The sequence below is a fragment of the Streptomyces sp. NPDC002386 genome (genome assembly GCF_053593175.1).
Map to the genome: position 1 here is coordinate 1 of NZ_JBSFBX010000011.1, position 26157 is coordinate 26157.

Consider the following 26157-nt stretch of genomic DNA (forward strand, 5'->3'; position numbering starts at 1 on the left):
CTGTTCACCGCGCTGCTGCTGTCCCTGCCCGGATCGCCGATCCTGTACTACGGCGACGAGATCGGCATGGGCGACAACATCTGGCTCGGCGACCGCGACGCCGTCCGCACCCCGATGCAGTGGACCCCCGACCGCAACGCCGGCTTCTCCCTGTGCGACCCGGGGCGTCTCTTCCTGCCCACCATCATGGACCCGGTCCACGGCTACCAGGTCACCAACGTCGAGGCCTCCATGTCCTCCCCGTCCAGCCTGCTCCACTGGACGCGCCGCATGATCGAGATCCGCAAGCAGAACCCCGCCTTCGGGCTCGGGTCCTACACCGAGCTGCAGTCCTCGAACCCGGCGGTCCTGGCGTTCCTGCGCGAGTACGGCGACGACCTGGTGCTGTGCGTCAACAACTTCTCCCGGTTCGCGCAGCCCACCGAACTCGACCTGCGGGCCTACGACGGACGGCATCCCGTGGAGCTGATCGGCGGGGTGCGGTTCCCCGCCATCGGTGAACTGCCCTACCTGCTGACCCTCGCGGGCCACGGCTTCTACTGGTTCCGGCTCACCCGAGTCGCATCCCGCATCGGCCGCCGCCGCTGAGCGCACGGCGCCGAGGAAAGGACGCGTCACCATGCCGAAGACCATCACCCTCCGGCCGAGAACCACGGCCGGAGCCGACCGGCCGCTGGCCTCGCTGGGCGGGCTGCTGCGCGATTGGCTCCCCGAACAACGCTGGTTCGCGGGCAAGGACCGGCCCGTCACCGATCTGTCCGTGCTGTCCGTGACCGAGCTGTTCCCCGGGTGCCTGCACCTGCTGGTGCACGCCTCGCACGCGCCGGTGCCGACCCCGGGCGGCACTCCCCCGCCCGGGGACTGCTACCAGCTCCTGCTCGGGCTGCGCGAGCAGGTCGCCCCGCGGCTGGAGCGGGCGTTCATCGGACGGGCCGGGGAGGGGCCGCTGGCCGGACTCGCCGTCTACGACGCCCTGCACGACCCGCGCTCCGCCCATCTGCTCCTGGAGCGGCTGCGCCGCCCCGGCTCGGCGGGTCCGCTGCGCTTCGAGACCGCCCCGGCCGTGGAACTGCCCGGCGGGCTGCCGCCGCGGCTGCTGGACGCCGAGCAGTCCAACTCCTCGATCGTCTACGGCGACGCGTACATCCTGAAGCTGTTCCGCCGCATCCAGCCGGGCGTCAACCCCGACCTGGAGGTGCCCGGCGCGCTGGCCGCACAGGGCTGCTCCCGGGTGCCGGCCCCGGTCGCCTGGTTCAGCACGACCGCTCCCCGGCCGGCCACGCTGGGGGTGCTGCAGCCGTTCCTGCCCGACGCGACCGACGGCTGGACGCTGGCCCTGAGCGCGCTCGCCGCCGGCGACGACTTCACCGCCGAGGCCCGCGAACTGGGCCGGGCCATGGCCGAGGTGCACGTGGCGCTGGCAGAGGCCTTCCCGCCCGCCGGACCGGGCGAGAACGGCCGTACGGCGGAGGCGATGTGCGCCCGGCTGGACGCCGCCGCGCACGCCGTGCCGGGGCTGCGGCCCTACATCCCCGGGCTGCGCGCCGCGTTCGGCGCGCTCGCCACCTGCGACACCGGGCCGCCCGCCCAGCGCATCCACGGCGATCTGCACCTCGGACAGGTGCTGCGCGCCGGGCGCGACTGGTTCGTCATCGACTTCGAGGGGGAGCCGTCCCGGCCGCTCGCCGAGCGGCGGGCCGCGCACTCCCCGGTGCGGGACGTGGCCGGGATGCTGCGCTCCTTCGACTACGCGGCCCGGCAGCGCCGCCCCTGGCGTCCCGAGTGGGCGCGCCGCTGCCGGGAGGCGTTCTGCGCGGGCTACGCGGCCCGCGCCGGCTGGGACCCACGCAAGAAGCACGCGCTGCTGCGCGCGCACGAGACGGACAGGGCGGTCTACGAGGTGCTGTACGAGGCGAGACACAGGCCGGACTGGCTGCCGGTACCGATGGCGGCGATCAAGCGACTCGCCGTGTGGGGAGGCTGACGTCATGGCACTGCGCGACACCGTGCTTCCCGAATCCGCCGGACCCGCCGCGACCGCGGCCCCGGCGCTCGACGCCGCCGAGCGCGACCGGCTGCTGGGCGGCGCCCACCACGACCCGCACGCCGTGCTGGGCGCCCATCCGGTGCCGGGCGGCGTCCTGTTCCGGACGCTGCGCCCGAACGCGCGCGCCGTGAGCGTCGTGGTCGACGGCGCACACCAGGAACTCGCCTCGGAGGGCGGCGGTCTCTTCGCCGCCGTGCTGCCGTACGACGGGATCCCGTCCTACACGCTGCGGGTGGCCTACGACGACGGCGAGCAGGAGACGCACGACCCGTACCGCTTCCTGCCCGCGCTCGGCGAGCTGGACCTCCATCTGATCCGGGAGGGCCGGCACGAGCGGCTGTGGCAGGCGCTCGGCGCCGAGCCCATGACCCACGACGGGGTGTCCGGCACCCGCTTCACGGTCTGGGCGCCGAACGCCCAGGGCGTACGCGTCGCGGGCGACTTCACGTACTGGGACGGCACGCAGTACCCGATGCGCTCGCTCGGCGCGTCCGGCGTGTGGGAGCTGTTCCTGCCCGGCATCGGCGAGGGCGCGCGGTACAAGTTCGAGATCACCTCGCGGCACGGCGACCGGTTCCTCAAGGCGGACCCGATGGCCCGCCGTACCGAGACACCGCCCGACACGGCCTCCGTGGTGACGGCCGCGCACCACGAGTGGGGCGACGCCGAGTGGCTGGCGCACCGCGCCGACACCCCGGTGCACGAGGCGCCGTTCTCCGTGTACGAGGTCCATCTGCCGTCCTGGCGGAAGGGGCTGACCTACCGGGAACTGGCCGAGGAGCTCCCGGCGTACGTGAAGGACATGGGCTTCACCCACGTCGAGCTGATGCCGGTCATGGAGCACCCCTACGGCCCCTCCTGGGGCTACCAGGTCACCTCCTACTACGCCCCGACCGCCCGGCTCGGCACTCCGGACGACTTCCGGTACTTCGTGGACGCCTGCCACCGGGCCGGGATCGGCGTGATCATGGACTGGGTGCCGGCGCACTTCCCGAAGGACGACTGGGCGCTGGCCGGCTTCGACGGGGACCCGCTGTACGAACCGGGGGACGCCCAGCGCGCCACGCACCCGGACTGGGGCACGTTCGTGTTCGACTACGGGCGCACGGAGGTACGCAACTTCCTGGTCGCCAACGCGGTGTACTGGTGCGAGGAGTTCCACATCGACGGGCTGCGCGTGGACGCCGTCGCCTCGATGCTCTACCGGGACTACTCGCGCGACTCCGGGCAGTGGACGCCGAACGTCTTCGGCGGTCGGGAGGACCTGGACGCGGTCGCCTTCCTGCAGGAGATGAACGCGACCGTCTACCGGCGCTGCCCCGGGGTGGTGACCATCGCCGAGGAGTCCACCGCCTGGGACGGGGTGACCCGGCCGACGGACAGCGGCGGGCTCGGCTTCGGGCTGAAGTGGAACATGGGCTGGATGCACGACTCGCTGGAGTACATCCAGAAGGAGCCGGTGCACCGCAAGTACCACCACAACGAGATGACCTTCTCGATGGTGTACGCCTACACCGAGAACTACGTCCTGCCCATCTCGCACGACGAGGTCGTCCACGGCAAGCAGGCGCTGGTGTCCAAGATGCCGGGCGACTGGTGGCAGCGGCGGGCCAACCACCGCGCCTACCTCGGCTTCATGTGGGCCCATCCCGGCAAGCAACTGCTCTTCATGGGGCAGGAGTTCGCGCAGGGCGCGGAGTTCTCCGAGGCGCACGGGCCCGAGTGGTGGCTGCTGGAGGCCGACCACTGCGCGGCGGGTGACCACCGCGGTGTGCGGGACCTGGTCCGGGACCTGAACACGCTGTACCGGGACACGCCGGCGCTGTGGCAGCGGGACACCGACCCGGGCGGCTTCCGCTGGGTGCTGTGCGACGCGGCCGAGGACAACGTCTTCGCGTTCCTGCGGTTCGACGCCGGCGGGTCCCCGCTGCTGGCGGTGTCGAACCTCTCCCCGGTCGTCCGGCACGACTACCGCCTGTGGGTGCCCGAAGAGGCCCCCGCCTGGGCGGAGGCGCTGAACACCGACGACGTCCGCTACGGCGGCGGCGGTGTCGGTGTCGGCGCTCCCGGGGCGCTCAAGCCGGAGGACGGCTTCCTGCGGCTCACCCTGCCGCCGCTCGCCACCGTCTGGCTGCGCCCCGAGCGCTGACGCGCAGGTGTCGACCGCCGCCCCAGGGGCAGTCGGGGTCGTGACGACTCGCGGCCGCCCCTGGGGCACGGACGGAAGGACGGCACGGCCTTGCGCACGGTGGGAGTGGAGGAGGAACTCCTCCTGGTCGACCCGGACAGCGGCGAGCCCAGGGCGCTCTCGGCCGCCGTCCTCGCCCGCGCCGCTCAGGACGATCCCGGACAGGACGTTTTCGAGAAGGAGTTGTTCGGGCAGATGCTGGAGTTCGCCACGCATCCGCAGTCGGACATGGCGGCCCTGGGCGCGGAGATCGTGCGCTGCCGCAAGGAGGCGGCCCGGCACGCCGGGGAGATCGGCTGCGCGGTCGCCGCGCTCGCCAGTTCCCCGCTCCCGGTCAGCCCCTCGATCAGCATGAACGACCGCTACCAGTGGATGGCCGGGCAGTACGGCATCGCCACCTGGGAACAACTGGTGTGCGGCTGCCATGTGCACGTCTCGGTGGAGTCCGACGAGGAGGGCGTCGCGGTCCTCGACCGGATCCGGCCGTGGCTCGCGCCGCTGACCGCGCTGAGCGCCAACTCGCCCTACTGGCAGGGCCGGGACAGCGGTTACGCCGGCTACCGCAGCCGGGTGTGGGGGCGCTGGCCGTCGGCGGGGCCGACGGAGCTGTTCGGCTCGGCCGAGCGGTATCACCGCCGGGTGGAGGACATGGTGGCGACCGGGGTCATCCTGGACGAGGGGATGGTCTACTTCGACGCCCGGCTGTCCGCGAACTACCCGACCGTGGAGGTGCGGGTGGCGGACGTGTGCCTGCGCGCGGACACCGCCGTTCTCGTCGCCACGCTGGTCCGCGCCCTGGTGGAGACGGCGGCGCGGGAGTGGCGGGACGGCCGGGCGCCGGCCGGCCACAGTGTGAGCCTGCTGAGGCTGGCCGCATGGCGGGCCGCCCGGTCCGGCCTGGAGGAGGACCTGCTGGACCCCCGCACCATGCGGCCCCGCCCCGCCGCCGAGGTGCTGCGCGCGCTGCTGGAACACACCGCGGACGCGCTCCGGGCGAGCGGGGACGCGGGCCGCGTCGACGAGGCCGTCGAGGAACTGCTGCGCCGGGGCAACGGTGCCCGCGAGCAGCGGCAGCTGATGGAGCGCGGCGGCAGTCTGCGGGACGTCGTCACCGAGTGTGTGCGCCGGACGCAGGACTGACGGCGCCCGCTTCCCGGCGGACCGCGTCCGCCCGCCGGTCCCCCAGAGGATCAGGACCGGGGCGTAGACCGGGAAGAAGGCCGCGATCAGGGCGACGAGGACGAGGATCAGCGTCAGCGGCGCCCCGGCCCGGCCCGTGGCCGGATTGTGCGTCTCCCGGGGCCCGGCCTCGGGCATGCTGCTCTCCGCGGGCGGTGTCTCGCGGGGCGCGACTCCGCCGCCGGGCTCCAGCCCCGTGACGCGCTCGGGTTCCGGATCGGGGTTCACACGAGTCGTGTCCGCGGAGTCCCCCGGACACGCCCGCATCATCAGCGGGTCACGACTTGCCTGATCCGGGTCCCGAAACCGGTTGCCTGGGCTAGATTCGAGCACCGCCGGCACCGAGCCGACCGGCGGAGTCACCCTCCGTACACCCCGGGAGCAGCGCATGCGCGACGACGCCCTCGCTCCGGCAGCCGCACGCCCGCTGACCGGCGGACTCGCCGACAGCGTCTTCGAGACGGCGGAACGGACCCCGGCCCTGCCGGTCCTGGCCCGCCGTTCGGGGGCCTCGCCCGGCCGCTGGGAGGAGGTGACGGCGGTCGAGCTGCGGGACCAGGTGACCGACCTCGCCAAGGGTCTGGTGGCCGCCGGGATCTCGCCCGGGCACCGGGTGGCCCTGATGGCCCGGACCCGGTACGAGTGGACGGTGTTCGCCCACGCGCTGTGGACCGTCGGCGCCGAGGTCGTCCCGGTGCACCCGATGTCCTCGCGGGACCAGGTGGAGTGGATCCTGCGGGACGCCGGCTGCGTGGCGATCGTGGTGGAGGACGAACAGGGCGCGATGACCGTGGGCACCGTGTGCGCCGGCCTGCCGCGCCTGCGGCACGTCTGGCAGCTCGACGCGGGCGCCCTGTCCCGGCTGTCCGAGCAGGGCGCGCTGGTCCCGCTGACCACGGTGGACTCGCTGCGCCGGATCGTGCTGCCGGACGCGACGGCGGCCATCGCGTACACCTCGGGCACCTCGGGCCGGCCGCTGGGCTGCGCGCTGAGCCACCGCGGCCTGGCCTATCCGTGCGACACCCTGCTGGCCGGCTGGGGGCACACCGCGGCGCCGCCGGGCGAGCAGGCGTCCGTGCTCGCCTTCCTGCCCTTCTCCCATGTGTACGGGATCATGATCCAGCAGGTGTGCCTGCGCGGCGGGGTGCTGATGGCGCACGAGCCGGACATGACGGGGGCCGCGCTGGCCTCGGCGCTGCGCACCTTCCGGCCGACGTATCTGTACGGGGTGCCGTCGGTCTTCGAGAAGCTGTACAAGACGTTCCTGCGGACGGCCCACGAGGCGGGCCGCGGCGCCCTGTTCGAGCGGGCCGCGCGGACCGCGCGGGACTTCGCCGAGGCCCAGGAGCGGCGACGGCTGGGCCGCGGACCGGGCCCGGGACTGGACCTGCGGCTGCAGCACACGCTGTACGAGCGGACGGTGTACCGCAAGCTGCGCGAGGCGCTCGGCGGCCGGGCCACGCACGGCAGCTCGGGCGGCTCGTCGCTCAGCCGCGAACTGTCCCTGTTCTACGAGGGCATCGGCCTGCGCATCCACGACGGCTACGGTCTGACGGAGAGTTCCGGCGGCATCACCATGCAGCCGCTCGGCCGGGAGAAGTCCGGGACCGTGGGCCGTCCGCTGCCGGGGACCGAGATCCGCATCGCCGACGACGGGGAGATCCTGGTGCGCGGCCCGTCGGTGTTCCAGGGCTACGTCGGCGAGGAGGGCCGCGGCCGGGGCGCGTCGCACGGCGGCTGGCTGGCCACCGGGGACATCGGCCGGCTGGACAACGAGGGGTATCTGACGATCACCGGCCGCAAGAAGGACGTCCTGGTCACGAGCAGCGGCAAGAGCGTGGCGCCGGCACCGCTGGAGCAGCGGCTGCGGCTGCATCCACTGGTGCACCAGGCGGTGGTGGTGGGTGACGACCGGCCCTGCGTGGGGGCCCTGATCACCCTGGACCCGGAGTTCCTCGCGCACTGGCGGGCGTCGCTGGCGCTGCAGGGCGAGTCGCCGGGCCGTGAGGCCCGCGAGGAGAACGCGCTGATGGAGGAGATCGCCCGGGCCGTCGCCTCGGCCAACAGCGCGGTGTCCCGCGCGGAGTCCATCAGGGTCTACCGTGTCCTCCCGGAGCCGTTCGCGCCGGACAACGGGCTGCTGACGCCGTCGCTGAAGCTGCGTCGCGACGCCATAGCGCGGCACTACGCCGCCGAGATCGACGCGATGTACGAGGCCCGGTCCAGGACGGCGCGGCGGCCGTCCGTCCAGGAGCCGGCCGACTGGGACGAGCCGGACAGCGTCTTCCGCTAGCAGTGCGCGGTCCCGCCGGGGAGGAGCCGGGTTTCCTGCGGGACCGGGGAGGCGGGGGACGGATAGCCCGCCCGGCTGTGGGAACCCGCAGCTTGGGAGTGATCAGCAACGACGACCGCCCTGGTCGTAAGGGGCCGCCCGGCCCCCGCCGACGGGGCCGGGGAATGCGAGATGTCGACGGAGCCGCGTTGGGATGAGACACCGCCCTCGGAGGAGAGGTACGAGCGTACGTACTCCTTCCCGGGCGAGCTGCGCAATGTCACGGGTGCCCGGCTCGCCGCCGAGGAGTTCCTGTGCGACCTGGCGCGGAACGCCCCGCCGGCCGCGCCGGAGTACTGGGACGACATCCTCCTGGTGGTCACGGAACTGGCCGCCAATGTCATCCAGTACGCCCCCGGGCCCTTCGGCCTGCACATGCGCCGCACCTTCGACGGGGTGCACGTGACGATGCACGACACCAGCACCACCCGGCCCGAGCCGCGGCCCTTCCACCCGAACGCGGGCGGCGGTGGTATCGGCTGGCACCTCGTGCACACGCTGTGCGACCAGGTGAGCGTGGTGGTCCAGGACGAGGGCAAGGACATCCACGTGTTCCTGCCCTGGTGACGGCCGCGCGGGCCGTTCGCCGGTGGCGACGTGTAGCCGTGCGCGATCCGGATACTCCCGCTCCGCGGGGGCACGCCGGTGCCCCCCGTTCGTTCGTCTGCCTGCCGCACCCGGCTGGCGGAACGGCCGGAGTCACGATGGGATCGAGATGGTCGCAGCGATCCGGGGCAGGCGAACGACGTCAAGTCGGACCGCCTGGAGCCGCAGAGAGGGATGGACACCGTGACACGACCGAGGATCCTGGTGGTTGGCGCAGGCTTCGCCGGGGTCGAGTGCGTCCGCCGCCTGGAGCGGAAACTCACCCCCGAGGAGGCCGACGTCACCCTGGTGACGCCGTTCGCCTACCAGCTCTACCTCCCACTGCTCCCCCAGGTCGCCTCCGGCGTGCTCACGCCGCAGTCGATCGCCCTGTCGCTGCGGCGCAGCAAGAAGTACCGCACCCGGATCATCCCGGGCGGCGCGGTCGGCGTGGACCTGAAGTCGAAGGTCTGCGTCGTGCGCACCATCACCGACAAGCTCGTCAACGAGCGGTACGACTACATCGTGCTGGCGCCCGGCAGCGTGACCCGCACCTTCGACATCCCGGGGCTCACCGAGCACGCCTTCGGCCTGAAGACCCTCGCCGAGGCCGCGTACCTCAGGGACCACGTCATCTCGCAGCTCGACCTCGCCGACGCCAGCGACGACACGGCCGAACGGGCCGCCCGGCTGCAGTTCGTGGTGGTCGGCGGCGGCTACGCGGGCACGGAGACCGCGGCCTGTCTGCAGCGGCTCACGCACGCGGCCGTGCAGCGCTATCCGCGGCTGGACCCGGGCCTGATCAAGTGGCATCTGATCGACATCGCGCCCAAGCTCATGCCGGAGCTGGGCGACAAGCTCGGCCGCAGCGCGCAGGAGATCCTCCGGCGGCGCGGCATCGACGTCTCGCTGGGCGTGTCGATCGACAAGGCCGGCCCGGAGGAGGTCACCTTCACCGACGGCCGGGTGGTGCCCACCCACACCCTGATCTGGACGGCCGGTGTGGTCGCCAGCCCGCTCATCGCGACGCTGGGCGCGGAGACGGTCCGGGGCAGGCTCGCGGTCGGCGCCGAGATGAACCTGCCCGGTCACGACGGGGTGTTCGCGCTCGGCGACTCGGCGGCCGTGCCGGACGTGGCCAAGGGCGACGGCGCGGTCTGCCCGCCCACGGCCCAGCACGCCCTGCGCCAGGGCAAGAAGGTCGCCGACAACGTCATCGCGGCGCTGCGCGGCCGGCCGCTGGAACCGTATGTGCACCATGACCTGGGGCTCGTCGTCGACCTCGGCGGCAAGGACGCCGTGTCCAAGCCGCTGGGCGTGGAGCTGCGCGGTGTCCCGGCCCAGGCCGTGGCCCGCGGGTACCACCTCGGGGCGCTGCGCACCAACGTCGCCAAGACGCGGGTCGTGACCAACTGGCTGCTGAACGCGGTCGCCGGTGACGACTTCGTGCGCACCGGATTCCAGGCACGCAAACCTGCCCGGCTGAAGGACTTCGAGTACACCGACTCCTATCTGACCCCGGAGCAGGTGCGCGCCCGGGTGGAGGAGCAGACCGCGGGCAGCCCCTGATGTGACCGGGATCACCGGAGGACCGCCGATCACTTTCCAGCCGGTCGGCGGTCTTTCACGGTGACCAGGAGACATCACACGGAGGGACACCGGCATGACCGAGAAGACCGTGAAGGGCCCGGCGAGTTACTTCCCCGCGATCGAGAAGAAGTACGGCCGCCCGGTGGCCGAGTGGCAGGAGCTGATCCGCTCCTCGCCGCTGACCCGGCACATGGAGCTGGTCGCCTGGCTGAAGGACGAGCACGGTCTGGGCCACGGCCACGCCAACGCCCTGGTGGCGCACACGCTGGCCGGGAGCAGGTAGTCGAGGTCCTCGTGCCATGCTGGTTCGTAGATCGAGTACTGGCACGGGAGAGAGCGCGGCGGCGTGAGGGAAGCGGTTCGGTCGGGGTGGGCACGGATGTGGGACCGGCTGGCCGCGTCCGATCCCGGACTGCTCAGGCTCACCGCGGGCCTGCGCACGGTCACCGCCATCGCCCTGACCCTCGCGGTGCTGGGTGCGCTGCTGGTCCCGGTGCAGCAGCTGGTCGCGGGTGCCATCGCGGCGATGGTCGCGACCTTCGCCATCCGGGAGAAGCAGCGTCCCCAGCAGGCCGTCACCCTCGCGCTGGGCCTGCCGGTGGCGCTCGCCTCGGTCTCCCTGGGGGCGCTGCTCAACCAGCGGGTCGTCGTGGGGGACCTGTTCTTCGTCGTGCTCATCTTCTGCGCGGTCTACGGCCGCCGGTTCGGTGACCGCGGCACGGCGCTGGGCCTGGTCGGCTTCCAGGTCTACTTCCTCTCGCTGTTCGTGCACGCGACCCCGGACACGCTGCCCGCCCTGTACGTCGTGATCACCGTGGCGTTCGGCTGCGCCGCCCTGGCCCGCTTCGTCCTGCTGCCGCAGACCCCGGCGGGCACCCTGGACCGGCTGCGGCGCGCGTTCCGCGCCCGGCTGGGGCAGCTGTTCGGCACCCAGCTCGAGCTGCTGGACGCCGGTCCCGACGACGTGGACAAGGTGCTCCAGGAGCTGCGCACCCGTACCGCGCGGCTGCACGAGACCGCGCTGATGATCCAGGGCAGGCTTGCCGACGGCACCGCCGACGAGGCGACGGCCCGGCTGCTGCAGCGCCGGATCGCGGACGCCGAGATCGCCGCCGAGCGGCTCGGGCTGCTGCTGCTCACCGCGCGCAGCGCCGAGCGGACCGACACCCTGACCCTGCACCTTCCCGGCGCTCCCCTGCCGTCCGGCGGCGAACTGCCGGTGCGCGACGGGGCCGCGGCACAGCTGCGGCGCGATCTGGCGGCGCTGCGCCTGCTCGTCCTGCGGCCGGCCGGCGAGGCCTCGGGGACCGCGCTGGCGCACCTGCGCAACCGGCTGCTCGGCTACCGCGAGGAGGAGAACCTACCGAAGGCCTCACCGGCCGTGCAGGACGTCTTCCGGGGCATCGGTGAGGCCGGGCGGGCCGTGCTCGGTCTGCGGATCGCCCTGGACGGGCCGCAGGACGAGTCCGACGACACCCCGGCGACCGCCCGCTCCCGTGAGGAGCTGGACGCCGAGGACGCCGCCATCGAGGGCAGCGAGGAGGCGGAGGCGGACAAGCCGGAGCCGGCCGGACTGGGACGGCCCACCACCCGGGCCGCCGTACAGGTCGCGGTCGGTTCCGCGCTGGCCATCGCAGGCGGCGAGATGCTGTCCGGCCAGCGCTGGTACTGGGCGGTGCTGACCTGCTGGATCGTGTTCATCAACACCTCCTCCACCGGCGAGATCCTGGTGAAGGGCTACCGGCGGGTGCTCGGCACGGTGCTCGGCGTGGTGGCCGGCATCGGGCTCGCCGGACTGGTCGGGAACCACACGTGGCTCGCGTTCGCGCTGGTGCTGCTGTTCGTCTTCGCGATGTTCTACACCGCGCCCCTGTCGTACACGCTGATGTCGTTCTTCGTCACGGCGATGCTGGGGCTGCTGTACACGCTGCTGAACACCTACAGCCTGTCGGTGCTGGTGCTGCGGGTGGAGGAGACGGTGCTGGGCGCGGCCTGCGGCGTGTTCGCGGCGGCGCTGGTGCTGCCGATCCACACCGACCGGCGCACGAACGACCTCCTGGTCGACGTGCTGGAGAAGCTGGCGGAGGTCACCCGCGCCGCCGCCGACCAGCTCAGCGGCGGGCTGCCGGTCGACCTGGTCGACAAGGCCCGCGAGCTGGACCAGGCGCTGGCCGATCTGCGGGCCGCGACCCAGCCGCTGACGCACCCGGTCACCCCGCTGCGCTCGCGCCGCGACACCGCCCGGTACGTCATGGCGCTGCTGGAGACGTGTGCGTACCACGCCCGCTCCCTGGCGGCCACCGCCGAACTGCTGCCCACGCACGCGTCCATCGCGGCGGATCCGCGGCTGCGCACGGTGGGCCGGCGGATCGTGCGGAACATCGAGGCGATCGCCGCCCATGTGACGGACCCGCGGTCCGCGGCGACGGTCGAGACCGGCCCCAGCATCGCCTCCCTGCTGGAACCGGGCACCCTGCGCAGTCCGCGCTACGGCCGGGTGACCGACCGGGTGCTGCGCCACCTGCAGCGGCTGGACGAGGCGGTGGCGGGCCTCGGCCGCCCGCTCGGGGTCACCCCCGAGCCCCGCGTGAAGTGACCGTCCACCCGGACCAGGCCCGTCCTTGCGGGCCCCGGTCCGGGCCGGGGGTCACCGGGACTTCCGGGTGCCCTGGCGCTGCCCCAGCACCTCGTCGCGGACCCGGGCGCAGCTTCGGCTGATGAGCCGGGAGACGTGCATCTGGGAGATGCCGAGCCGGTCGGCGATCCGGCTCTGCGTCATGTCCTCGAAGAAGCGCATGTAGAGGATGGCCCGCTCCCGTTCGGGCAGCCGGCGCAGGCCCTCCTTGGCGGCCTCGCGGTCCACGACGACGTCGTACGCGCCGTCAGCGGCGCCCAGGGTGTCGGCGAGGCTGTAGCCGTCGTCACCGCTGGAGAGTTCGGCGTCCAGGGAGAGGGTGCTGAAGCTCTCCAGCGCCTCCATGCCCGCGGCGACCTCCTCCTCGGTGAGGCCGGTGTGCGCCGCGATGTCGGCGGGGGTGGGCTCGGGGCTGCCGGGCATCTGGGTGAGTTCACGTCGGGCCACGCGGACCCGGTTGCGCAGCTCCTGGACGCGGCGGGGCACCCGCAGGGCCCACATCCGGTCCCGGAAGTGCCGCTTGACCTCGCCGGTGATGGTCGGCACCGCGTAGCTCTCGAAGGCGCCCCGGGACGGGTCGAACCGGTCGATGGCCTTGACCAGACCGAGCGCGGCCACCTGCCTGAGGTCCTCGACGGACTCCCCCCGGTCGCGGAAGCGTCCCGCTATCCGGTGGGCCATCGGCAGCCAGGCGGTCACCAGCTCGTCGCGCACGGCGTCCCGCTCGGGTCCGTCCTCCAGCTCGGCCAGCCGGGCGAAGAGGTCCGCGGTGACGGGGGCGTCGTCGTGGGTCCGCCGCCCGGTCGGGGAGGTCGGGGAGGCGGTGGCGGTCGCGGTGGCGGTGGGGGTGCCGGGCGTGCCGGAAGGGCAAGTGGACTCGTCGGTCAGCATGCGGAATCGCTCCTGAACGTGTTTTCCGGGCAGGAGACCGAACCATGATTCCCGGTCCCGGCCCGAACGGTGCTGTCAGGGTCTGCCGCGGGAAGGGACACAGGCCTCCGGAGGGGCCTGCGGCGTTCTCATCCCGCCGGGCGCGCGCCTCCGGTCCGAAGCACGAGGTTCCGTCTGCCCCTGCGCATGCGCGGCAAACGCCGCCAACGGAACTTCTCCTACCGCTACCGGCCGAGCGGTACTACGGCGGTGATGCGCTTGCCGCCGCGGGGCAGCCCCGCGACGCTGACGTCGCGGGCGAGCAGGCACACGATGGGCCAGCCGCGGCCTCCGAGCCGGTTGCGGCCCCGTTCGTCCACCGGCGCCTCGACCACCGGGACCTCGTCGCTGCGGTCGCTGACCGACACGCTGACCCCGTCGCCGTCGACGCCGACGTCGAACCCGGTGATGCCCCCGCCGTGCAGGATGGCGTTGGTGGTGAGTTCCGAGGTGACCAGCAGGACGTCGTCAAGCGCGTCGTCGTCGCAGGGTACGGCGCGGGTCCGGCAGCGTTCGGCCACCACCCGCCGGACGGTGCTGCGGGCGTCGGCCGGCCGGCACGGCAGAGACCGGCACGCCTCCCGCGGTCCCGTCGGGGAATCGGTCCTGTACGTCTGGCGCATGCCTTCCCTCCCTCGGTGCTGCCCGGATCGCCGGGTCTCCTGTTCGGCTGACCCCTCCCGGCGCCGTCAAACACCCTCGGTGCCCCTGTCATCACCGGGCGCGGGGCGGGTAGGCGGACCCCATGACGGATGTCGTGGACGCGGATGAACTGCTGCGGCGGATCAGGCGGGGCAAGGACTGGGCGCTTGACCAGGAAAGGGCCTGGCGGGAGCGGGCGCAGAGCCTGACGGCGACCGATCCGGAGGGGGCGCGGGAGGCGTCCGTCCGGGCCGGGGCCTACGAGGCGGTGCTGGGCGTGCTGGAGGAGATCGTCGACCCGGGCGCGGCGGAGCGGAGAGAGGTGAAACAGGTCACCTGACCCGCTCCCGATTGGGTGAACGACGGCAAGATGGTTTATCGTTCATACATACGTGGTGACGGGGTCGACCGGAACCGTCCTCCATCACCACCGCGTACGGCCCTGGCTGGTCTCCCCCGTCCAGCCAGGGCTTTTTCATGCCCGGAAGCAGGTCTTCCGGGGTGTGCGCCGGGGCTTCGAGGTGCCCGGGACGGCGGCAGCGGCTGAAATGGGCTTGGGGAACACACCCCGACCGCTGCCGGCGAGGAGTCCCGCGCCATGACCAAAGCGATAAAACTGCTGACCGCCCTGCCGCAGGCGCAACGTGAGCGGCTGATGGAGCTGGCCAAGGAGGTCTCCTTCCCGGAGGACTCCCGGATCTTCGAGCCGGGCGGCACCGCCGACCGCTTCTGGGTGATCCGCTCGGGCGCGGTCCACCTGGACCAGCAGGTCACGTCCCGGCAGCGGGTCACCGTGGCCACGCTCGGCGCGGGCGACATGCTCGGCTGGTCCTGGCTGTTCCCGCCGTACCAGTGGGACTTCGGCGCCGTGGCCTTCAGCAACGTACGGGCCTATGAGTTCGACGGGCCGTCGGTGCTCGCGCTGAGCGTGGAGGACCCGCTGCTCGGGCTGTCGCTGGTGCGGACGGTCGCCGAGATCCTCGCCCACCGGCTGGAGACCACCCGGGGCAAGCTGATGGACCAGTACGCGGTCCGCCGGCGCGGCGGCCCCCTCTGACCCGGCCGGGACGGCCGCCGTGCGGCCCCGTGGCCCGCCGCGTCAGATCCGGTAGCGGCGCAGGGCCGGCACCGCCGCGGCCAGCGCCAGCATCACCACGACGACCAGCGCGCCGCCTCCCGCCACGGCGGCCCTGGGGCCGAACGCCGAGCCCGCGGTGCCGTGCAGCACGTCGGCGAGGCGCGGGCCGCCCGCCACCACCACGGTGAACACGCCCTGCATCCGGCCGCGCATGTCGTCGGTGGCGGCGGAGAGCAGGATGGCCCCGCGGAACACCATGGAGATCATGTCGGCGAGCCCGGCCGCGGCGAGGAAGGCGAAGGCCACCCAGAGGTTGCCGCTCAGCCCGGCCCCGGCGACGGCCGCGCCCCAGCCGACGACCGCGCCGATGACCATCCAGCCGTGCCGCCGCGCCCGGGAGAAGACGCCGGAGAACAGTCCGCCGAGCACCGCGCCGACCGGGATCCCGGCGAACAGCACGCCGAGCGCCAGGCCCGCGCCCCAGGGGGCGTAGGTCTCCGCGGCGAGCTGCGGGAACAGGGCGCGGGGCATGCCGAGGACCATGGCCACGATGTCGGCGAGGAAGGAGAGCAGCAGCACCTTGTGGCCGGAGATGTACCGGAAGCCGGCCGCGATCTCGCGCACTCCGGCCCGCCGGGCGGGCCGCTCGCCGAGCGGCGGCAGCGCGGGCAGCCGGAACACCGCCCACACCGTGACGCACAGGGCCAGCGCGTCGATCAGGTACAGCTCGGGCAGCCCGATGACCGGGATCAGCACACCGGCCAGCAGCGGTCCCGCCACCAGGCCGGTCTGCATCACGGTCGAGCCGAGGGCGTTCGCCGCGGGCAGTTCCCCGGCCGGTACCAGTCGGGCGATGGAGGCGTTGCGGGCCGGGGAGTTGAGCCCGAAGAACGCCTGCTGCAGCGCGAGCAGCAGCATGAGCACGACGACGGAGTCCAGGCCCGTGACGGCCTGCGCCCAGAACAGCACCGAGGTCACGGCGATCCCGGTGTTGGTGACCAGGAGCAGCTTTCGCCGGTCCACCGTGTCGGCGACCGCCCCGCCCCACAGCGCGAACACCACCATGGGCACCAGACCGGCGAGACTCGCGTAGCCGACCCAGGCCGAGGAGTGGGTGATGTCGTAGATCTGCTTGGGCACGGCGACGGCGGTCAGCTGGCTGCCGACGGCGGTGACGATGGTCGACGACCACAGGCGCCGGAAGGCCGGGATGCGCAGCGGCCGCGTGTCCATCGCCCAGCGGCGCCAGCCTCGGCCGGGCGGAGCGGGGGCGGGCGGCGGGGGGCCCGCATCGGTGGTGCCGGGTCCGGCGCCGGTGGTCTTCGGTTCGGTGCCGCTGCTCTCGCTCGTGTCCACGGGGTTCCTGGTCGCTCGTCAGAGGTTGCTCGATACATCTTTCGATTCGAGGCCCACTATCGCAGGAACTTCTGAGGCTGCCCGACCACATCGCGCCACGGGTCGGCGGGTGCCGGGGGACCTCAGGCGTCGAGGACCAGGGCGGCCCCGAGCGCCAGCATGGTGACCGCGACCAGACCGTCCAGGACCCGCCAGGCGGTGGGCCGGGCGAGGACCCGGCCGAGCAGCCGGGCGCCGAAGCCGAGGACGGCGAACCAGAAGAGGCTGGCCAGGGCCGCGCCGAGGCCGAAGGTCCACCGCAGCGGGCCGCGGTCGGCGGCGAGGGAACCGAGCAGGAAGACGGTGTCCAGGTAGACGTGCGGGTTGAGCCAGGTCATCGCCAGGCAGGTGAGCACCGCCCGCCGCCGGGAGCCCGCCGCCTCGCCCTCGGCCCGCAGTCCGTCGCCGGGCCGAAGGACGCGCCGGGCGGCGAGGGCGCCGTAGCAGAGCAGGAACGCGCCGCCCGTGATCCCGACGGCCCGCACCGCGCCCGGCCAGGCCACCACGACCGCGCCGACGCCGCCGACGCCCAGCGCGATGAGCAGCGCGTCGGACAGGGCGCAGATCCCGACCACCGCGAGCACGGCGTCCCGGCGCACCCCCTGCCGCAGGACGAAGGCGTTCTGGGCGCCGATGGCGACGATCAGGGAGAGCCCGGTGCCGAATCCGGCGGCCGCGGCGGTCAGGGCGTGGTTCATGCCCTCGACGCTAGATCGGGGATCACTCCGCGTACAGCTAAAGATTTTTACGTAGCATTAGCGCTCGTGATGTCGGAGCTTCCCCTGGAGCAGGTGCGGACGCTGCTCGCCGTGGTGGACGAGGGCACGTTCGACGCGGCGGCCGCGGCCCTGCGTCTGACGCCGTCGGCGGTCAGTCAGCGGGTCAAGGCGCTGGAGCAGCGCACCGGCCGGGTGCTGCTCCAGCGCACCAAGCCGGTGCGGCCCACGGAGTCCGGGGCGGTGCTGGTCCGGTTCGCCCGGCAGCTGGCCCGGCTGGAGCGGGACGCGCGCGGTGAGCTGGGGCTGAGCGGTGCCGGGGAGCCGACGCGGGTGTCGGTCGCGGTGAACGCGGACTCGCTGGCCACCTGGTTCCTCGGGGCGCTCACCGAGGTGCCCGGGCTCTGCTTCGAGCTGCACCGGGAGGACGAGGCGCACACGGCGGCGCTGCTGCGCGAGGGGCTGGTCATGGCGGCCGTGACCTCCTCGCCCGACCCGGTTCCGGGCTGCTCGGTCCGTACGCTGGGCCGCATGCGCTATCTGCCGGCCGCCGCGCCGGAGTTCGCCGAGCGTCATCTGGGCGGCTCCCTGCCGGACCTGCTGCCCGATGCGCCCGTCGTGGTCTTCGACCGCAAGGACGACTTCCAGGACGGCTTCGTCAGACGGCTGGGCCGCGGGGCCGCGAGTTCGCTGCGCCACCATGTGCCCACCTCCGAGGGCTTCGCCGACGCGGTCGCCGCGGGTCTGGGCTGGGGCATGATCCCGGAGGCCCAGGCCGGTCCGCTGCTGGCCGCGGGCCGCCTCGTGCTGCTGGCGCCGGACCGGAGCGTGGACGTCACGCTGTACTGGCAGCAGTGGAAGCTCGACTCCCCCGCCCTGGCGGCGCTGGCCGAGGCGGTGACCCGGGCCGCGGCCCGGGCGCTGCGCCGGTGATCGGGAGGAACGGGGGCGCGGGTCCGGCCCTCAGCGCCGCTGGGTGCCGAGCCGTGCGGCCGCGCTGTCCAGCAGCATCTCCAGGGCCGTCGGATAGGCGCTGGTGACCATGCGCCGGGCCAGCAGGGGGGCCGCCTCGGCGATCCGGGGGTGGGTGTCATGGGGCAGGCGGGCGTAGGTGGAGTGCCACTTGTCCTCGTCGGCGCGCAGGGAGGCGCTGGGCAGGGCCAGTGACGCGGAGTCCAGGGCGGCGAAGGCCAGGGTCTGGTCGATGAAGGCGTGGTAGACGCGGACCGTCTCCGGCAGCGGGAACCCTGCCGAGCGCAGGACCTCCAGCACGGCCTCGTCGGCGGCCAGTTCATGGGCGCGCCCGGTGACCCGGTTGGCGGTGAGCAGCGCCGCCTGCGGATGCGCTACGTACACGCCGTGGAGGCGCAGTCCGATCGTCCGCAGATCCTCCCGCCACCGTCCGGTCGGCTCCCAGCCGGCCAGCGCCTCGCCGATGAGCGCGTCGCCGATGGCCAGGGTCAGTTCGTCCATGCCCCGGAAGTAGCGGTACAGCGTGCTGGGGTCGCAGTCCAGGGCGAGACCCAGGCGGCGGGCGGTGAGCCCGGTGCTGCCGTGCTCGCGCAGCAGCCGCAGCGCGGTCGCGACGATCAGCTTCTCGGACAGCACGGTGCCGCCACGGGTCGGGCGGCGCCGGCGCCGCCTCTCCTCGGGCACGACGGGCTTGGGCACAGCGGCCCCCTTCCGGCCTTACGCCAACGCCATTGACCTTACGCCACCGTCCGGCGTTGGATTCCGGGCAAGGCGCGCCTGCCCCGATGTTCCGTTTCCGTTCGTGACCGTGGTCGTCCACGACCGTGGTCGTCCGTGTCAGGCAGGGAGTTTCCGTCATGCGTGTACTGCTCGTGGGAGCCGGTGGAGTCGGCACCGCCATCACCCGGATCGCGGCCCGGCGTCCGTTCCTCGACCTGATGGTGGTCGCCGACTACGACCCCGCGCGGGCCGCGGCCGCGGTCGCGGCCCTCGGCGGGGCCGGGGACAGGTTCGTCGCCGAACAGGTGGACGCGGGCGACGAGGCCGGGGTCGCCGCGCTGCTCGCCCGGCACGGCTGCGACGTGCTGCTCAACGCCACCGACCCGCGGTTCGTCATGCCCCTGTTCCGGGCGGCGCGCGCGGCCGGCGCGACCTACCTGGACATGGCGATGTCGCTGTCCAGGCCGCACCCGGAGCGCCCGTACGAGGAGTGCGGAGTCAAGCTGGGCGACGAGCAGTTCGCGCTGGCCGGGGAGTGGGAGAAGGCGGGCGCGCTCGCCCTGGTGGGCATGGGGGTGGAACCGGGCCTGTCGGACGTGTTCGCCCGCTACGCGACCGACGAGCTCTTCGACACCGTCGAGGAGATCGGTGTCCGCGACGGCGCGGATCTCACCGTGGACGGCTACGACTTCGCGCCCTCGTTCAGCATCTGGACCACCATCGAGGAGTGCCTGAACCCGCCGGTCGTGTACGAGACCGGGCGGGGCTGGTTCACCACCGCCCCCTTCAGCGAGCCCGAGGTGTTCGACTTCCCCGAGGGGATCGGGCCGGTGGAGTGCGTGAACGTGGAGCACGAGGAGGTGCTGCTGATGCCGCGCTGGGTCGGCGCGGACCGGGTCACCTTCAAGTACGGGCTGGGCCGGGAGTTCGTCGAGACGCTGAAGACCCTGCACCGCCTGGGACTTGACCGCACCGAACCGGTGACCGTGCCGGGCCCCGACGGGCCGGTCGCGGTCTCGCCGCGGGACGTGGTCGCCGCGTGCCTGCCGGATCCGGCGACGCTGGGCGAGCGGATGCGCGGTAAGACCTGCGCGGGCACCTGGGTGCGCGGCACGAAGGACGGAGCGCCGCGTGAGGTGTACCTCTACCACGTGGTCGACAACCAGTGGTCCATGGCGGAGTACGGGTGCCAGGCGGTGGTGTGGCAGACGGCGGTCAATCCGGTCGTCGCCCTCGAACTCCTCGCCACCGGCGCCTGGTCGGGCACCGGCGTCCTCGGCCCGGAGGCCTTCCCCGCCGGCCCGTTCCTCGACCTGCTGACCGCGTACGGCTCCCCGTGGGGCATGCGCGAGCAGTGACCGCGAGGCGGGCCGCGCCGGCCCATCCCTCAACTCCCTGTTTCATGCCGTCCCTAGCGGTCACCCGAAGTGGAAGCACACATTCGACTGGCACGGACGACTCGAACCGGAGGAGACTTCGATGGACAACTGGCGCGAACATGCCGCGTGCCGTCACGAGGACCCCGACCTGTTCTTCCCCATCGGCACCACCGGACCTTCGCAGGTGCAGGCACAGGAGGCGAAGGCGGTGTGCGGGGGCTGCCCCGTACGGGAACAGTGTCTGGACTGGGCCCTGGACACGGGCCAGACCATCGGCATCTGGGGCGGTACGACCGAGACGGAGCGCCGCGCGCTCAGGCGCCGCGTCCGCTCGCGGCAGCGCTCCGGCTGAAACGGCCGCCGGGCGCCCGTCCCTAGCACCGGGGATGCGGCCCGGTGCCACGTACTCGCACCGCCGGGGCATGCCCGCCCCGGCGGTGCGGCTGCTTCCAGGGGGCGCGTCCCCCAGGGCGCGTCTCCCCGATCTTCGTGGACCAGGCCGCGGCGTCCGGTGCGGTGCCTCGGCGTGCGGCCGAGTCGCCCTCGTACCGGGCGTACGTGGGCGGTTCGGCCGTGCGGCGAGGTGCCGTGCCGGGCGTCACGGACCCGCGAAGACCGGGGAGACGCCCCCTAGGCCCGGCCGGGCTTGCCCCGCTCGTGGAGCCAGGTGCGGAACAGGCCGTCCAGGTTCTTGCCGGACACCCGCTCGGCGAGTCCGGTGAACTGGGCGGTCGTGCCGTGCCCGGTGCGGTGCGCGGTCGCCCAGGCGCGCAGGATGCGGAAGAAGTCCCGGTCACCGACGGCCCGGCGCAGCTCGTGCAGGGTCATCGCGCCACGGGCGTAGACGGGGGTGTCGAAGATGTTCTCCCCACTGCCCGGGTCACCGGGCGGGAAGGCCCACAGCCGGTCGCTCGCGGGGCGGGCGTAGAGGGCGTCGAACGCCTTCTGCGCGCTGTCGCCGCCGTGCTGCTCGGAGTAGAGCCACTCGGCGTAGGTCGCGAAGCCCTCGTTGAGCCAGATGTCCTTCCAGGCGGTCAGCGAGACCGAGTCGCCGAACCACTGGTGGGCGTTCTCGTGGACGAGTGTGCTCACGTCGGGCGCCGAGTCGTAGAGGGGCCGGCTCTGGGTCTCCAGGGCGTAGCCGACGTCGGGCGCGTGGTCGACGACGGAACCCGCGGCCCGGAACGGGTACGGCCCGAACAGCCCGCTCTCCCACTTCAGCACGGAGGGCAGCTTCTTCAGCACGGGTGCCGCCGCACGCGCCTCCCGCGGGTCGACCGCGTTGTACACCTGGACACCGTCGGGGGTCGTGTACCGCTCCACCTGGAACTTGCCGACGGTGGCGGTGGCCAGGTAGGCGGCCATGGGCTCGGCCTGGTGCCAGCGGAAGGTGGTGCGGCCGTGCGCGGTGCGCGTGCCGCGCAGGACGCCGTTGGCGACGGCGGTGCGTCCCTCGGGGACCGTGATCGTGAAGTCGTACGACGACTTGTCCTTGGGGTGGTTGTTCGCCGGGAACCAGGTCATCGCGCCCTGCGGCTCCCCGGCGACGAACGCCCCGTCGTCGGTGGGGATCCAGCCGTCCGCCGAGCCGTCCGGGTCGGTGACCGGGCCGGGGGTGCCCTGGTAGGAGACGGTGACCCGGAACCGCTGGCCTGCGCGCAGGGTGTGCGGCGGGGTGACGACGAGCTCCTGGCCGTCGCGGCGGAAGTCCGCGCGATGGCCGCCGACGGTGACGCCGGTGACCTTCAGGCCCGAGAGGTCCAGGTCGAAGCGGGTCAGCCGCTGGGTGGCGCGCGCGGTGAGGACGGCCGTGCCGTCCAGGTGCCGGGAGGCGGTGTCGTAACGGAGCGTCAGGTCGTAGTGGCCGACGTGGTAGCCGCCGTTGCCGCTGAGGGGGAAGTAGGGGTCGCCCGCGCCGGCGGCGCCGGTCGTGCCGGCCGCCGCGGGGCCGGCGGCCCCGAGCAGCGCCGCCACGGCGACGGGGACGGTGGCGAGGACCGCCTCACGGCGGAGAACTGCGGTACGTCGGCTGCTGGCCTGTCTGCGCGGTGGCGTCACGGACGTTCCTCCGAGGGGGGTGGTGAAAGATCGTTTCCGCAGAAGAGTAGGCGCGGAACCGACCCGGTTTCGCCCTCTTTCCGGTCAAGTCACTCCGCGTCGCCGCCCGGTGGGCCGCCCGCCCGGCAGTACGCTCGCAGCACCGTCCGCGACCCGAGAGGAGCCCCGACCGTGAGCGTGCGCGTACGCCGGATCTACGAACCGCCGGAGGCGGACGACGGACTGCGGGTGCTGGTGGACCGGCTGTGGCCGCGCGGGGTGTCCAAGGACGAGGCCCGGGTGGACGAGTGGCCGAAGGGACTCACACCGTCGAACGAGCTGCGCAAGTGGTTCCACGGCTCGGAGGGCTCCTTCGAGGAGTTCCGCGGCCGCTACGAGGCCGAGCTCGCCGCACCCGGGGCCGCCGAACTGCTCGACGGGCTGCGGACGTCGGCGCGCGAGGGCCGGGTGACGCTGCTCACGGCGTCCAGGACGCCGGAGCAGAGCCACGCCTCCGTGCTGGTGGAACTGCTGCGCGGCTGAATACGGCCCTCCGGCCCGGCCCCCGCGCCCGCCGTCAGCCCGTCTGCCGCGCCGCCGCCCGTCCGGCCGCGCGGCCCGAGAAGAGGCAGCCGCCGAGGAAGGTGCCCTCCAGGGCGTTGTAGCCGTGCACACCGCCGCCGCCGAAACCCGCCACCTCACCCGCCGCGTACAGCCCCTCGATCGGGGTGCCGTCGGCGCCTAGGGCCCGGGAGTCGAGGTCGGTCTGGATGCCGCCGAGTGTCTTGCGGGTCAGGACGTGCAGCCGGACGCCGATCAGCGGGCCCGCCTCCGGGTCCAGGATGCGGTGCGGGGAGGCGACCCGGCCGAGCCGGTCGCCGATGTAGCGGCGGGCGTTGCGGATGCCCTGGATCTGGGAGTCCTTGCTGTAGGGGTTGGCCATCTGCAGGTCGCGGGCCTCGATCTGGCGGCGCACCTCGGCCGCGTCCAGCAGCGGCTCGGCGGTGAGGGCGTTCATCTTCTCGACCAGGTGCTCCAGGGTGCCCGCGGTGACGAAGTCCGCGCCCTTGTCGAGGAAGGCCCGCACCGGGGCCGGGGCGCCCTTGCCCAGCAGCCGGTCGCGCAGCACGGCCTTGCGGTCCTTGGCGGTGATGTCCGGATTCTGTTCGGAGCCGGAGAGCGCGAACTCCTTCTCGATGATCTTCCGGGTGAGGATGAACCAGGAGTGGTCGTGGCCGGCGATGTCCTCGGTGGTGCGCAGGTACTCGAGCGTGCCGAGGGTGTCGTAGCCGGGCAGGCACGGGTCGGGCAGCCGGCGCCCGAGGGCGTCGAGCCAGATGGAGGAGGGGCCGGGCAGGATGCGGATGCCGTGGCCGGGCCAGACGGGGTCCCAGTTCTGCAGGCCCTCGGTGTAGTGCCACATGCGGTCGCGGTTGACCAGGCGCACGCCCGCCTCGGCGCTGATGTCGAGCATCCGGCCGTCGACGTAGGCGGGGACGCCGGTGACCATCTCGGCGGGGGGTGTGCCGAGCCGCTCGGGCCAGTAGCGGCGGACGATGTCGTGGTCGGCTCCGATGCCGCCGCTGGTGACGATCACGGCCCGGGCGGTGAGTGCGAAGTCGCCGGCGCGCTCGCGGCTGGAGGCGGCGCCGCGCGGGGAGTCGTCCGCGGCGAGGACGGTGCCCCGCACTCCGCGCGCCGCGCCGTCCTCGATGACCAGTTCGTCGACCCGGTGACGGTGGTGGAAGGTGAGCAGTCCGTCCCGTGCCGCCTGCCGGGCGTACTCGGCGAACGGTTCGACCACACCGGTGCCGGTGCCCCAGGCGATGTGGAAGCGGGGCACGGAGTTGCCGTGGCCGCCGGCCCTGAGGTCGCCGCGCTCGGCCCAGCCCACGGTGGGCAGCAGTTCGATGCCGTGCCCGCGCAGCCAGGAGCGCTTCTCACCGGCCGCCCACTCGACGTAGGCGCGGGCCCAGCGCACCGCCCAGGAGTCCTCGTCGGCGAGCCGGTCGAACCGCGCGCTGCCCTGCCAGTCGTTCCAGGCGAGGTCGAGGGAGTCCTTGATGCCGAGCCGGCGCTGCTCGGGCGAGTCGACGAGGAAGAGCCCGCCGAAGGACCAGAACGCCTGGCCGCCGAGGTTGGCGGCGTTCTCCTGGTCGACCAGGGCGACCCTGCGGCCCTGGCGGTTGAGTTCGTGCGCCGCGACCAGGCCGGCGAGGCCCGCTCCGACGACGATGACGTCCGCGTCCATGGCGGCCATGGGCTCCGTGTCCTTCCGTCCGCGACTCATTCGGGGGTGCCGCTGCCGTCGGTCAGCAGGGCGGTGAGCAGTTGCTTCAGCCAGCCGCGGGCGGCGTCGACGTCCCTGTCCAGCAGGAGCTGGGTGGTGACGCCGTCGTAGGCCGCGACCACCGCGCGGGCGGCGCCGTCGGCGTCGCCGAGCACGGCGGGCAGTGCGGTGTGGCCCCGGGCCCGGCCGAGGCGGTCGGCGACGGCCTCGCGCAGCCGGGCACGGTGGTCGAGGAGGGCCTCGGCGACGGCCGGGTCACGGGCCGCGTGCACCAGGAAGTCGGTCTTGACGAGCAGCCAGTCCACGTCGAGCAGCAGGACCTCGGTCACCCGGTCCACGGAGGCCGGGACGTCCAGGCCGGGCCCGTCCTGCGCGAGCGCGTCGGCCACCTGGCCCGCGATGAGGTCGGCCCGCTCCCGGTAGAGGGCGAAGAACAGCTCGTCCAGGGTGGCGAAGTTGGAGTAGAAGGCACCCCGGCTGTAGCCGGCGGCCTCGCAGACCTCCTCGATGGAGACCCGCCCGAACCCCTTGGCCGCGAACACCGCGAAGGCGGCGTCGAGCAGGTTCGCCCGGGTCCGGGCCCGCCGCCTGGTGACGCGCCGGGCCGTGTCGTCCTTGGCCGCCATGGCCCCCCTTTCGATACGGCAATGTATCCGATACATCGATGTATCGAAAGAGGTACGCCCCTGGGAAGCGGGACGCGAGCCTCTCTTGGAACACATATTCGATTAAGGAGTACGCTGGACCCATGGCCACGCACCTCCAGGGCTCCCTGTTCGACCAGACCGACGAGCTGCGGCTCGGCCCGCTGGACGGGCTGCGCCGGACCGAGCTGGGCTCCGGCGCCTGGATCGACGTGCTGCCGGGCTGGCTGAGCGGAGCGGACGCCCTGTTCGAAGAGCTGGCGGCCGAGGTCCCCTGGCGGGCGGAGCGCCGCACGATGTACGACAACGTGGTGGCCGTCCCGCGGCTGCTCGCCTTCTACGGGGCGCGCGAGCCGCTGCCGCACCCCGTCCTCACCGAGGCGCGGGACGCCCTGTCCGCCCGCTACGCCGAGGAGCTGGGCGAGCCCTTCACCACCGCCGGGCTGTGCTACTACCGCGACGGCCGGGACAGCGTCGCCTGGCACGGCGACCGGATCGGACGCGGCGCCCGCCAGGACACGATGGTCGCGATCCTGTCCGTCGGCGCGCCCCGGGATCTGCTGCTGCGGCCCGTGGGCGGCGGCCCGGGCGTCCGGCGGCCGCTCGGGCACGGCGACCTCATCGTGATGGGCGGCTCCTGCCAGCGGACCTGGGAGCACTGCGTGCCCAAGACCGCCCACGCGGCGGGGCCGCGGATCAGCGTCCAGTTCCGCCCGCACGGGGTGCGGTGAAGGATCCGGCGGCCCCTCGCGGGCACCGGCGCGGCACGCGCTCGGCGTCGACCGCCGGGAGCGGGCG

The 26157-nt window shown here is 73.3% G+C and carries 24 protein-coding genes and 1 pseudogene; 16 read left to right on the forward strand and 9 right to left on the reverse strand.

All coding sequences use genetic code 11. From position 1 onward, the window contains the following. The 4 genes from ACWCPN_RS22110 to ACWCPN_RS22125 all read left to right on the forward strand — a co-directional run. Positions 1–588, forward strand: a 588-nt coding sequence (locus ACWCPN_RS22110) for an alpha-glucosidase C-terminal domain-containing protein (protein ID WP_451208704.1), incomplete at its 5' end; no start/stop codon positions are given. A gap of 31 nt (positions 589–619) precedes the next feature. Further along, a complete protein-coding gene (locus ACWCPN_RS22115) occupies positions 620–1984 on the forward strand; it encodes a maltokinase N-terminal cap-like domain-containing protein (protein WP_392293526.1) in 1365 nt (454 codons plus the stop codon). Between the two features lie 4 nt (positions 1985–1988). Next, a complete protein-coding gene (gene glgB / locus ACWCPN_RS22120) occupies positions 1989–4196 on the forward strand; it encodes a 1,4-alpha-glucan branching enzyme (RefSeq protein WP_451208708.1) in 2208 nt (735 codons plus the stop codon). 90 nt (positions 4197–4286) lie between these two features. After that, positions 4287–5375, forward strand: coding sequence for a glutamate--cysteine ligase 2 (locus tag ACWCPN_RS22125; protein WP_392293528.1), 1089 nt, complete (start codon positions 4287–4289; stop codon positions 5373–5375). 45 nt (positions 5376–5420) lie between these two features. Here the strand turns inward: ACWCPN_RS22125 and ACWCPN_RS22130 are convergent. Then, positions 5421–5684 (reverse strand): annotated as a pseudogene (locus tag ACWCPN_RS22130) (DUF6480 family protein); the annotation flags it as partial. Positions 5685–5802: 118 nt separating this feature from the next. Here ACWCPN_RS22130 and ACWCPN_RS22135 point away from each other — a divergent pair. The 5 genes from ACWCPN_RS22135 to ACWCPN_RS22155 all read left to right on the forward strand — a co-directional run bounded on the left by ACWCPN_RS22135 (position 5803) and on the right by ACWCPN_RS22155 (position 12517). Then, entirely contained in the window at positions 5803–7707 is a 1905-nt protein-coding gene (locus ACWCPN_RS22135; protein WP_451208711.1) for an AMP-dependent synthetase/ligase, read from the forward strand. A gap of 171 nt (positions 7708–7878) precedes the next feature. After that, positions 7879–8313 (forward strand): ATP-binding protein, encoded by a 435-nt coding sequence (locus ACWCPN_RS22140; protein WP_451208714.1) that lies wholly within the window; start codon positions 7879–7881, stop codon positions 8311–8313. Positions 8314–8526: 213 nt separating this feature from the next. Beyond that, positions 8527–9900 carry an NAD(P)/FAD-dependent oxidoreductase gene (locus ACWCPN_RS22145; RefSeq protein ID WP_451208717.1) on the forward strand — a complete coding sequence of 458 codons (1374 nt, stop codon included), beginning with the start codon at positions 8527–8529 and terminating at the stop codon, positions 9898–9900. Between the two features lie 94 nt (positions 9901–9994). Further along, positions 9995–10204: a DUF4287 domain-containing protein gene (locus tag ACWCPN_RS22150; RefSeq protein ID WP_451208720.1), complete on the forward strand. Its 210-nt coding sequence runs from the start codon at positions 9995–9997 to the stop codon at positions 10202–10204. Positions 10205–10300: 96 nt separating this feature from the next. Next, complete coding sequence (locus ACWCPN_RS22155) at positions 10301–12517, forward strand: FUSC family protein (RefSeq protein WP_451208723.1); 2217 nt, start codon at positions 10301–10303, stop codon at positions 12515–12517. 51 nt (positions 12518–12568) lie between these two features. On the opposite strand, the gene ACWCPN_RS22160 is transcribed toward ACWCPN_RS22155, so the two are convergent. Beyond that, entirely contained in the window at positions 12569–13447 is an 879-nt protein-coding gene (locus ACWCPN_RS22160) for a SigB/SigF/SigG family RNA polymerase sigma factor (RefSeq protein ID WP_451208727.1), read from the reverse strand. 224 nt (positions 13448–13671) lie between these two features. Continuing rightward, positions 13672–14109 carry an ATP-binding protein gene (locus ACWCPN_RS22165; protein WP_451208730.1) on the reverse strand — a complete coding sequence of 146 codons (438 nt, stop codon included), beginning with the start codon at positions 14107–14109 and terminating at the stop codon, positions 13672–13674. 122 nt (positions 14110–14231) lie between these two features. Here ACWCPN_RS22165 and ACWCPN_RS22170 point away from each other — a divergent pair, with 122 nt between their 5' ends. Then, a complete protein-coding gene (locus tag ACWCPN_RS22170) occupies positions 14232–14468 on the forward strand; it encodes a hypothetical protein (protein WP_451208733.1) in 237 nt (78 codons plus the stop codon). A gap of 258 nt (positions 14469–14726) precedes the next feature. Continuing rightward, positions 14727–15185: a cyclic nucleotide-binding domain-containing protein gene (locus ACWCPN_RS22175; RefSeq protein ID WP_199209372.1), complete on the forward strand. Its 459-nt coding sequence runs from the start codon at positions 14727–14729 to the stop codon at positions 15183–15185. 42 nt (positions 15186–15227) lie between these two features. Here the strand turns inward: ACWCPN_RS22175 and ACWCPN_RS22180 are convergent, their stop codons facing one another. Together ACWCPN_RS22180 and ACWCPN_RS22185 are read right to left on the reverse strand one after the other, a co-directional pair. Next, positions 15228–16562, reverse strand: coding sequence for an MFS transporter (locus ACWCPN_RS22180; protein ID WP_451208737.1), 1335 nt, complete (start codon positions 16560–16562; stop codon positions 15228–15230). 122 nt (positions 16563–16684) lie between these two features. Beyond that, positions 16685–17299 carry a LysE/ArgO family amino acid transporter gene (locus tag ACWCPN_RS22185; protein WP_451208740.1) on the reverse strand — a complete coding sequence of 205 codons (615 nt, stop codon included), beginning with the start codon at positions 17297–17299 and terminating at the stop codon, positions 16685–16687. A 66-nt stretch (positions 17300–17365) separates the two neighbouring features. On the opposite strand from ACWCPN_RS22185, the gene ACWCPN_RS22190 reads away from it, so the two are divergent. Next, positions 17366–18250 (forward strand): LysR family transcriptional regulator ArgP, encoded by an 885-nt coding sequence (locus ACWCPN_RS22190; RefSeq protein ID WP_451208743.1) that lies wholly within the window; start codon positions 17366–17368, stop codon positions 18248–18250. A gap of 30 nt (positions 18251–18280) precedes the next feature. Here ACWCPN_RS22190 and ACWCPN_RS22195 read toward each other — a convergent pair whose 3' ends face one another. Beyond that, entirely contained in the window at positions 18281–18988 is a 708-nt protein-coding gene (locus ACWCPN_RS22195; protein WP_451208746.1) for a TetR/AcrR family transcriptional regulator, read from the reverse strand. A gap of 158 nt (positions 18989–19146) precedes the next feature. On the opposite strand from ACWCPN_RS22195, the gene ACWCPN_RS22200 reads away from it, so the two are divergent. Both ACWCPN_RS22200 and ACWCPN_RS22205 read left to right on the forward strand, forming a co-directional pair. Then, positions 19147–20367, forward strand: coding sequence for a saccharopine dehydrogenase C-terminal domain-containing protein (locus ACWCPN_RS22200; protein WP_451208749.1), 1221 nt, complete (start codon positions 19147–19149; stop codon positions 20365–20367). Between the two features lie 121 nt (positions 20368–20488). Continuing rightward, a complete protein-coding gene (locus ACWCPN_RS22205; RefSeq protein WP_199209377.1) occupies positions 20489–20740 on the forward strand; it encodes a WhiB family transcriptional regulator in 252 nt (83 codons plus the stop codon). Between the two features lie 278 nt (positions 20741–21018). Here ACWCPN_RS22205 and ACWCPN_RS22210 read toward each other — a convergent pair whose 3' ends face one another. Continuing rightward, the gene (locus tag ACWCPN_RS22210; RefSeq protein ID WP_451208753.1) at positions 21019–22446 is read right to left on the reverse strand and encodes a M1 family metallopeptidase; all 1428 of its coding nucleotides are present in this window, start codon (positions 22444–22446) and stop codon (positions 21019–21021) included. 171 nt (positions 22447–22617) lie between these two features. On the opposite strand from ACWCPN_RS22210, the gene ACWCPN_RS22215 reads away from it, so the two are divergent. Next, positions 22618–22968 carry a DUF488 domain-containing protein gene (locus tag ACWCPN_RS22215; protein WP_451208756.1) on the forward strand — a complete coding sequence of 117 codons (351 nt, stop codon included), beginning with the start codon at positions 22618–22620 and terminating at the stop codon, positions 22966–22968. A 34-nt stretch (positions 22969–23002) separates the two neighbouring features. Here ACWCPN_RS22215 and ACWCPN_RS22220 read toward each other — a convergent pair whose 3' ends face one another. Both ACWCPN_RS22220 and ACWCPN_RS22225 read right to left on the reverse strand, forming a co-directional pair. Beyond that, positions 23003–24676, reverse strand: coding sequence for an FAD-binding dehydrogenase (locus ACWCPN_RS22220; RefSeq protein WP_451209339.1), 1674 nt, complete (start codon positions 24674–24676; stop codon positions 23003–23005). 35 nt (positions 24677–24711) lie between these two features. Continuing rightward, positions 24712–25341, reverse strand: coding sequence for a TetR/AcrR family transcriptional regulator (locus ACWCPN_RS22225; protein ID WP_451208759.1), 630 nt, complete (start codon positions 25339–25341; stop codon positions 24712–24714). 122 nt (positions 25342–25463) lie between these two features. Between ACWCPN_RS22225 and ACWCPN_RS22230 the strand changes: the two genes are divergently transcribed. Next, positions 25464–26090: an alpha-ketoglutarate-dependent dioxygenase AlkB gene (locus ACWCPN_RS22230; RefSeq protein WP_451208762.1), complete on the forward strand. Its 627-nt coding sequence runs from the start codon at positions 25464–25466 to the stop codon at positions 26088–26090. The last annotated feature ends 67 nt before the right edge of the window (positions 26091–26157 follow it).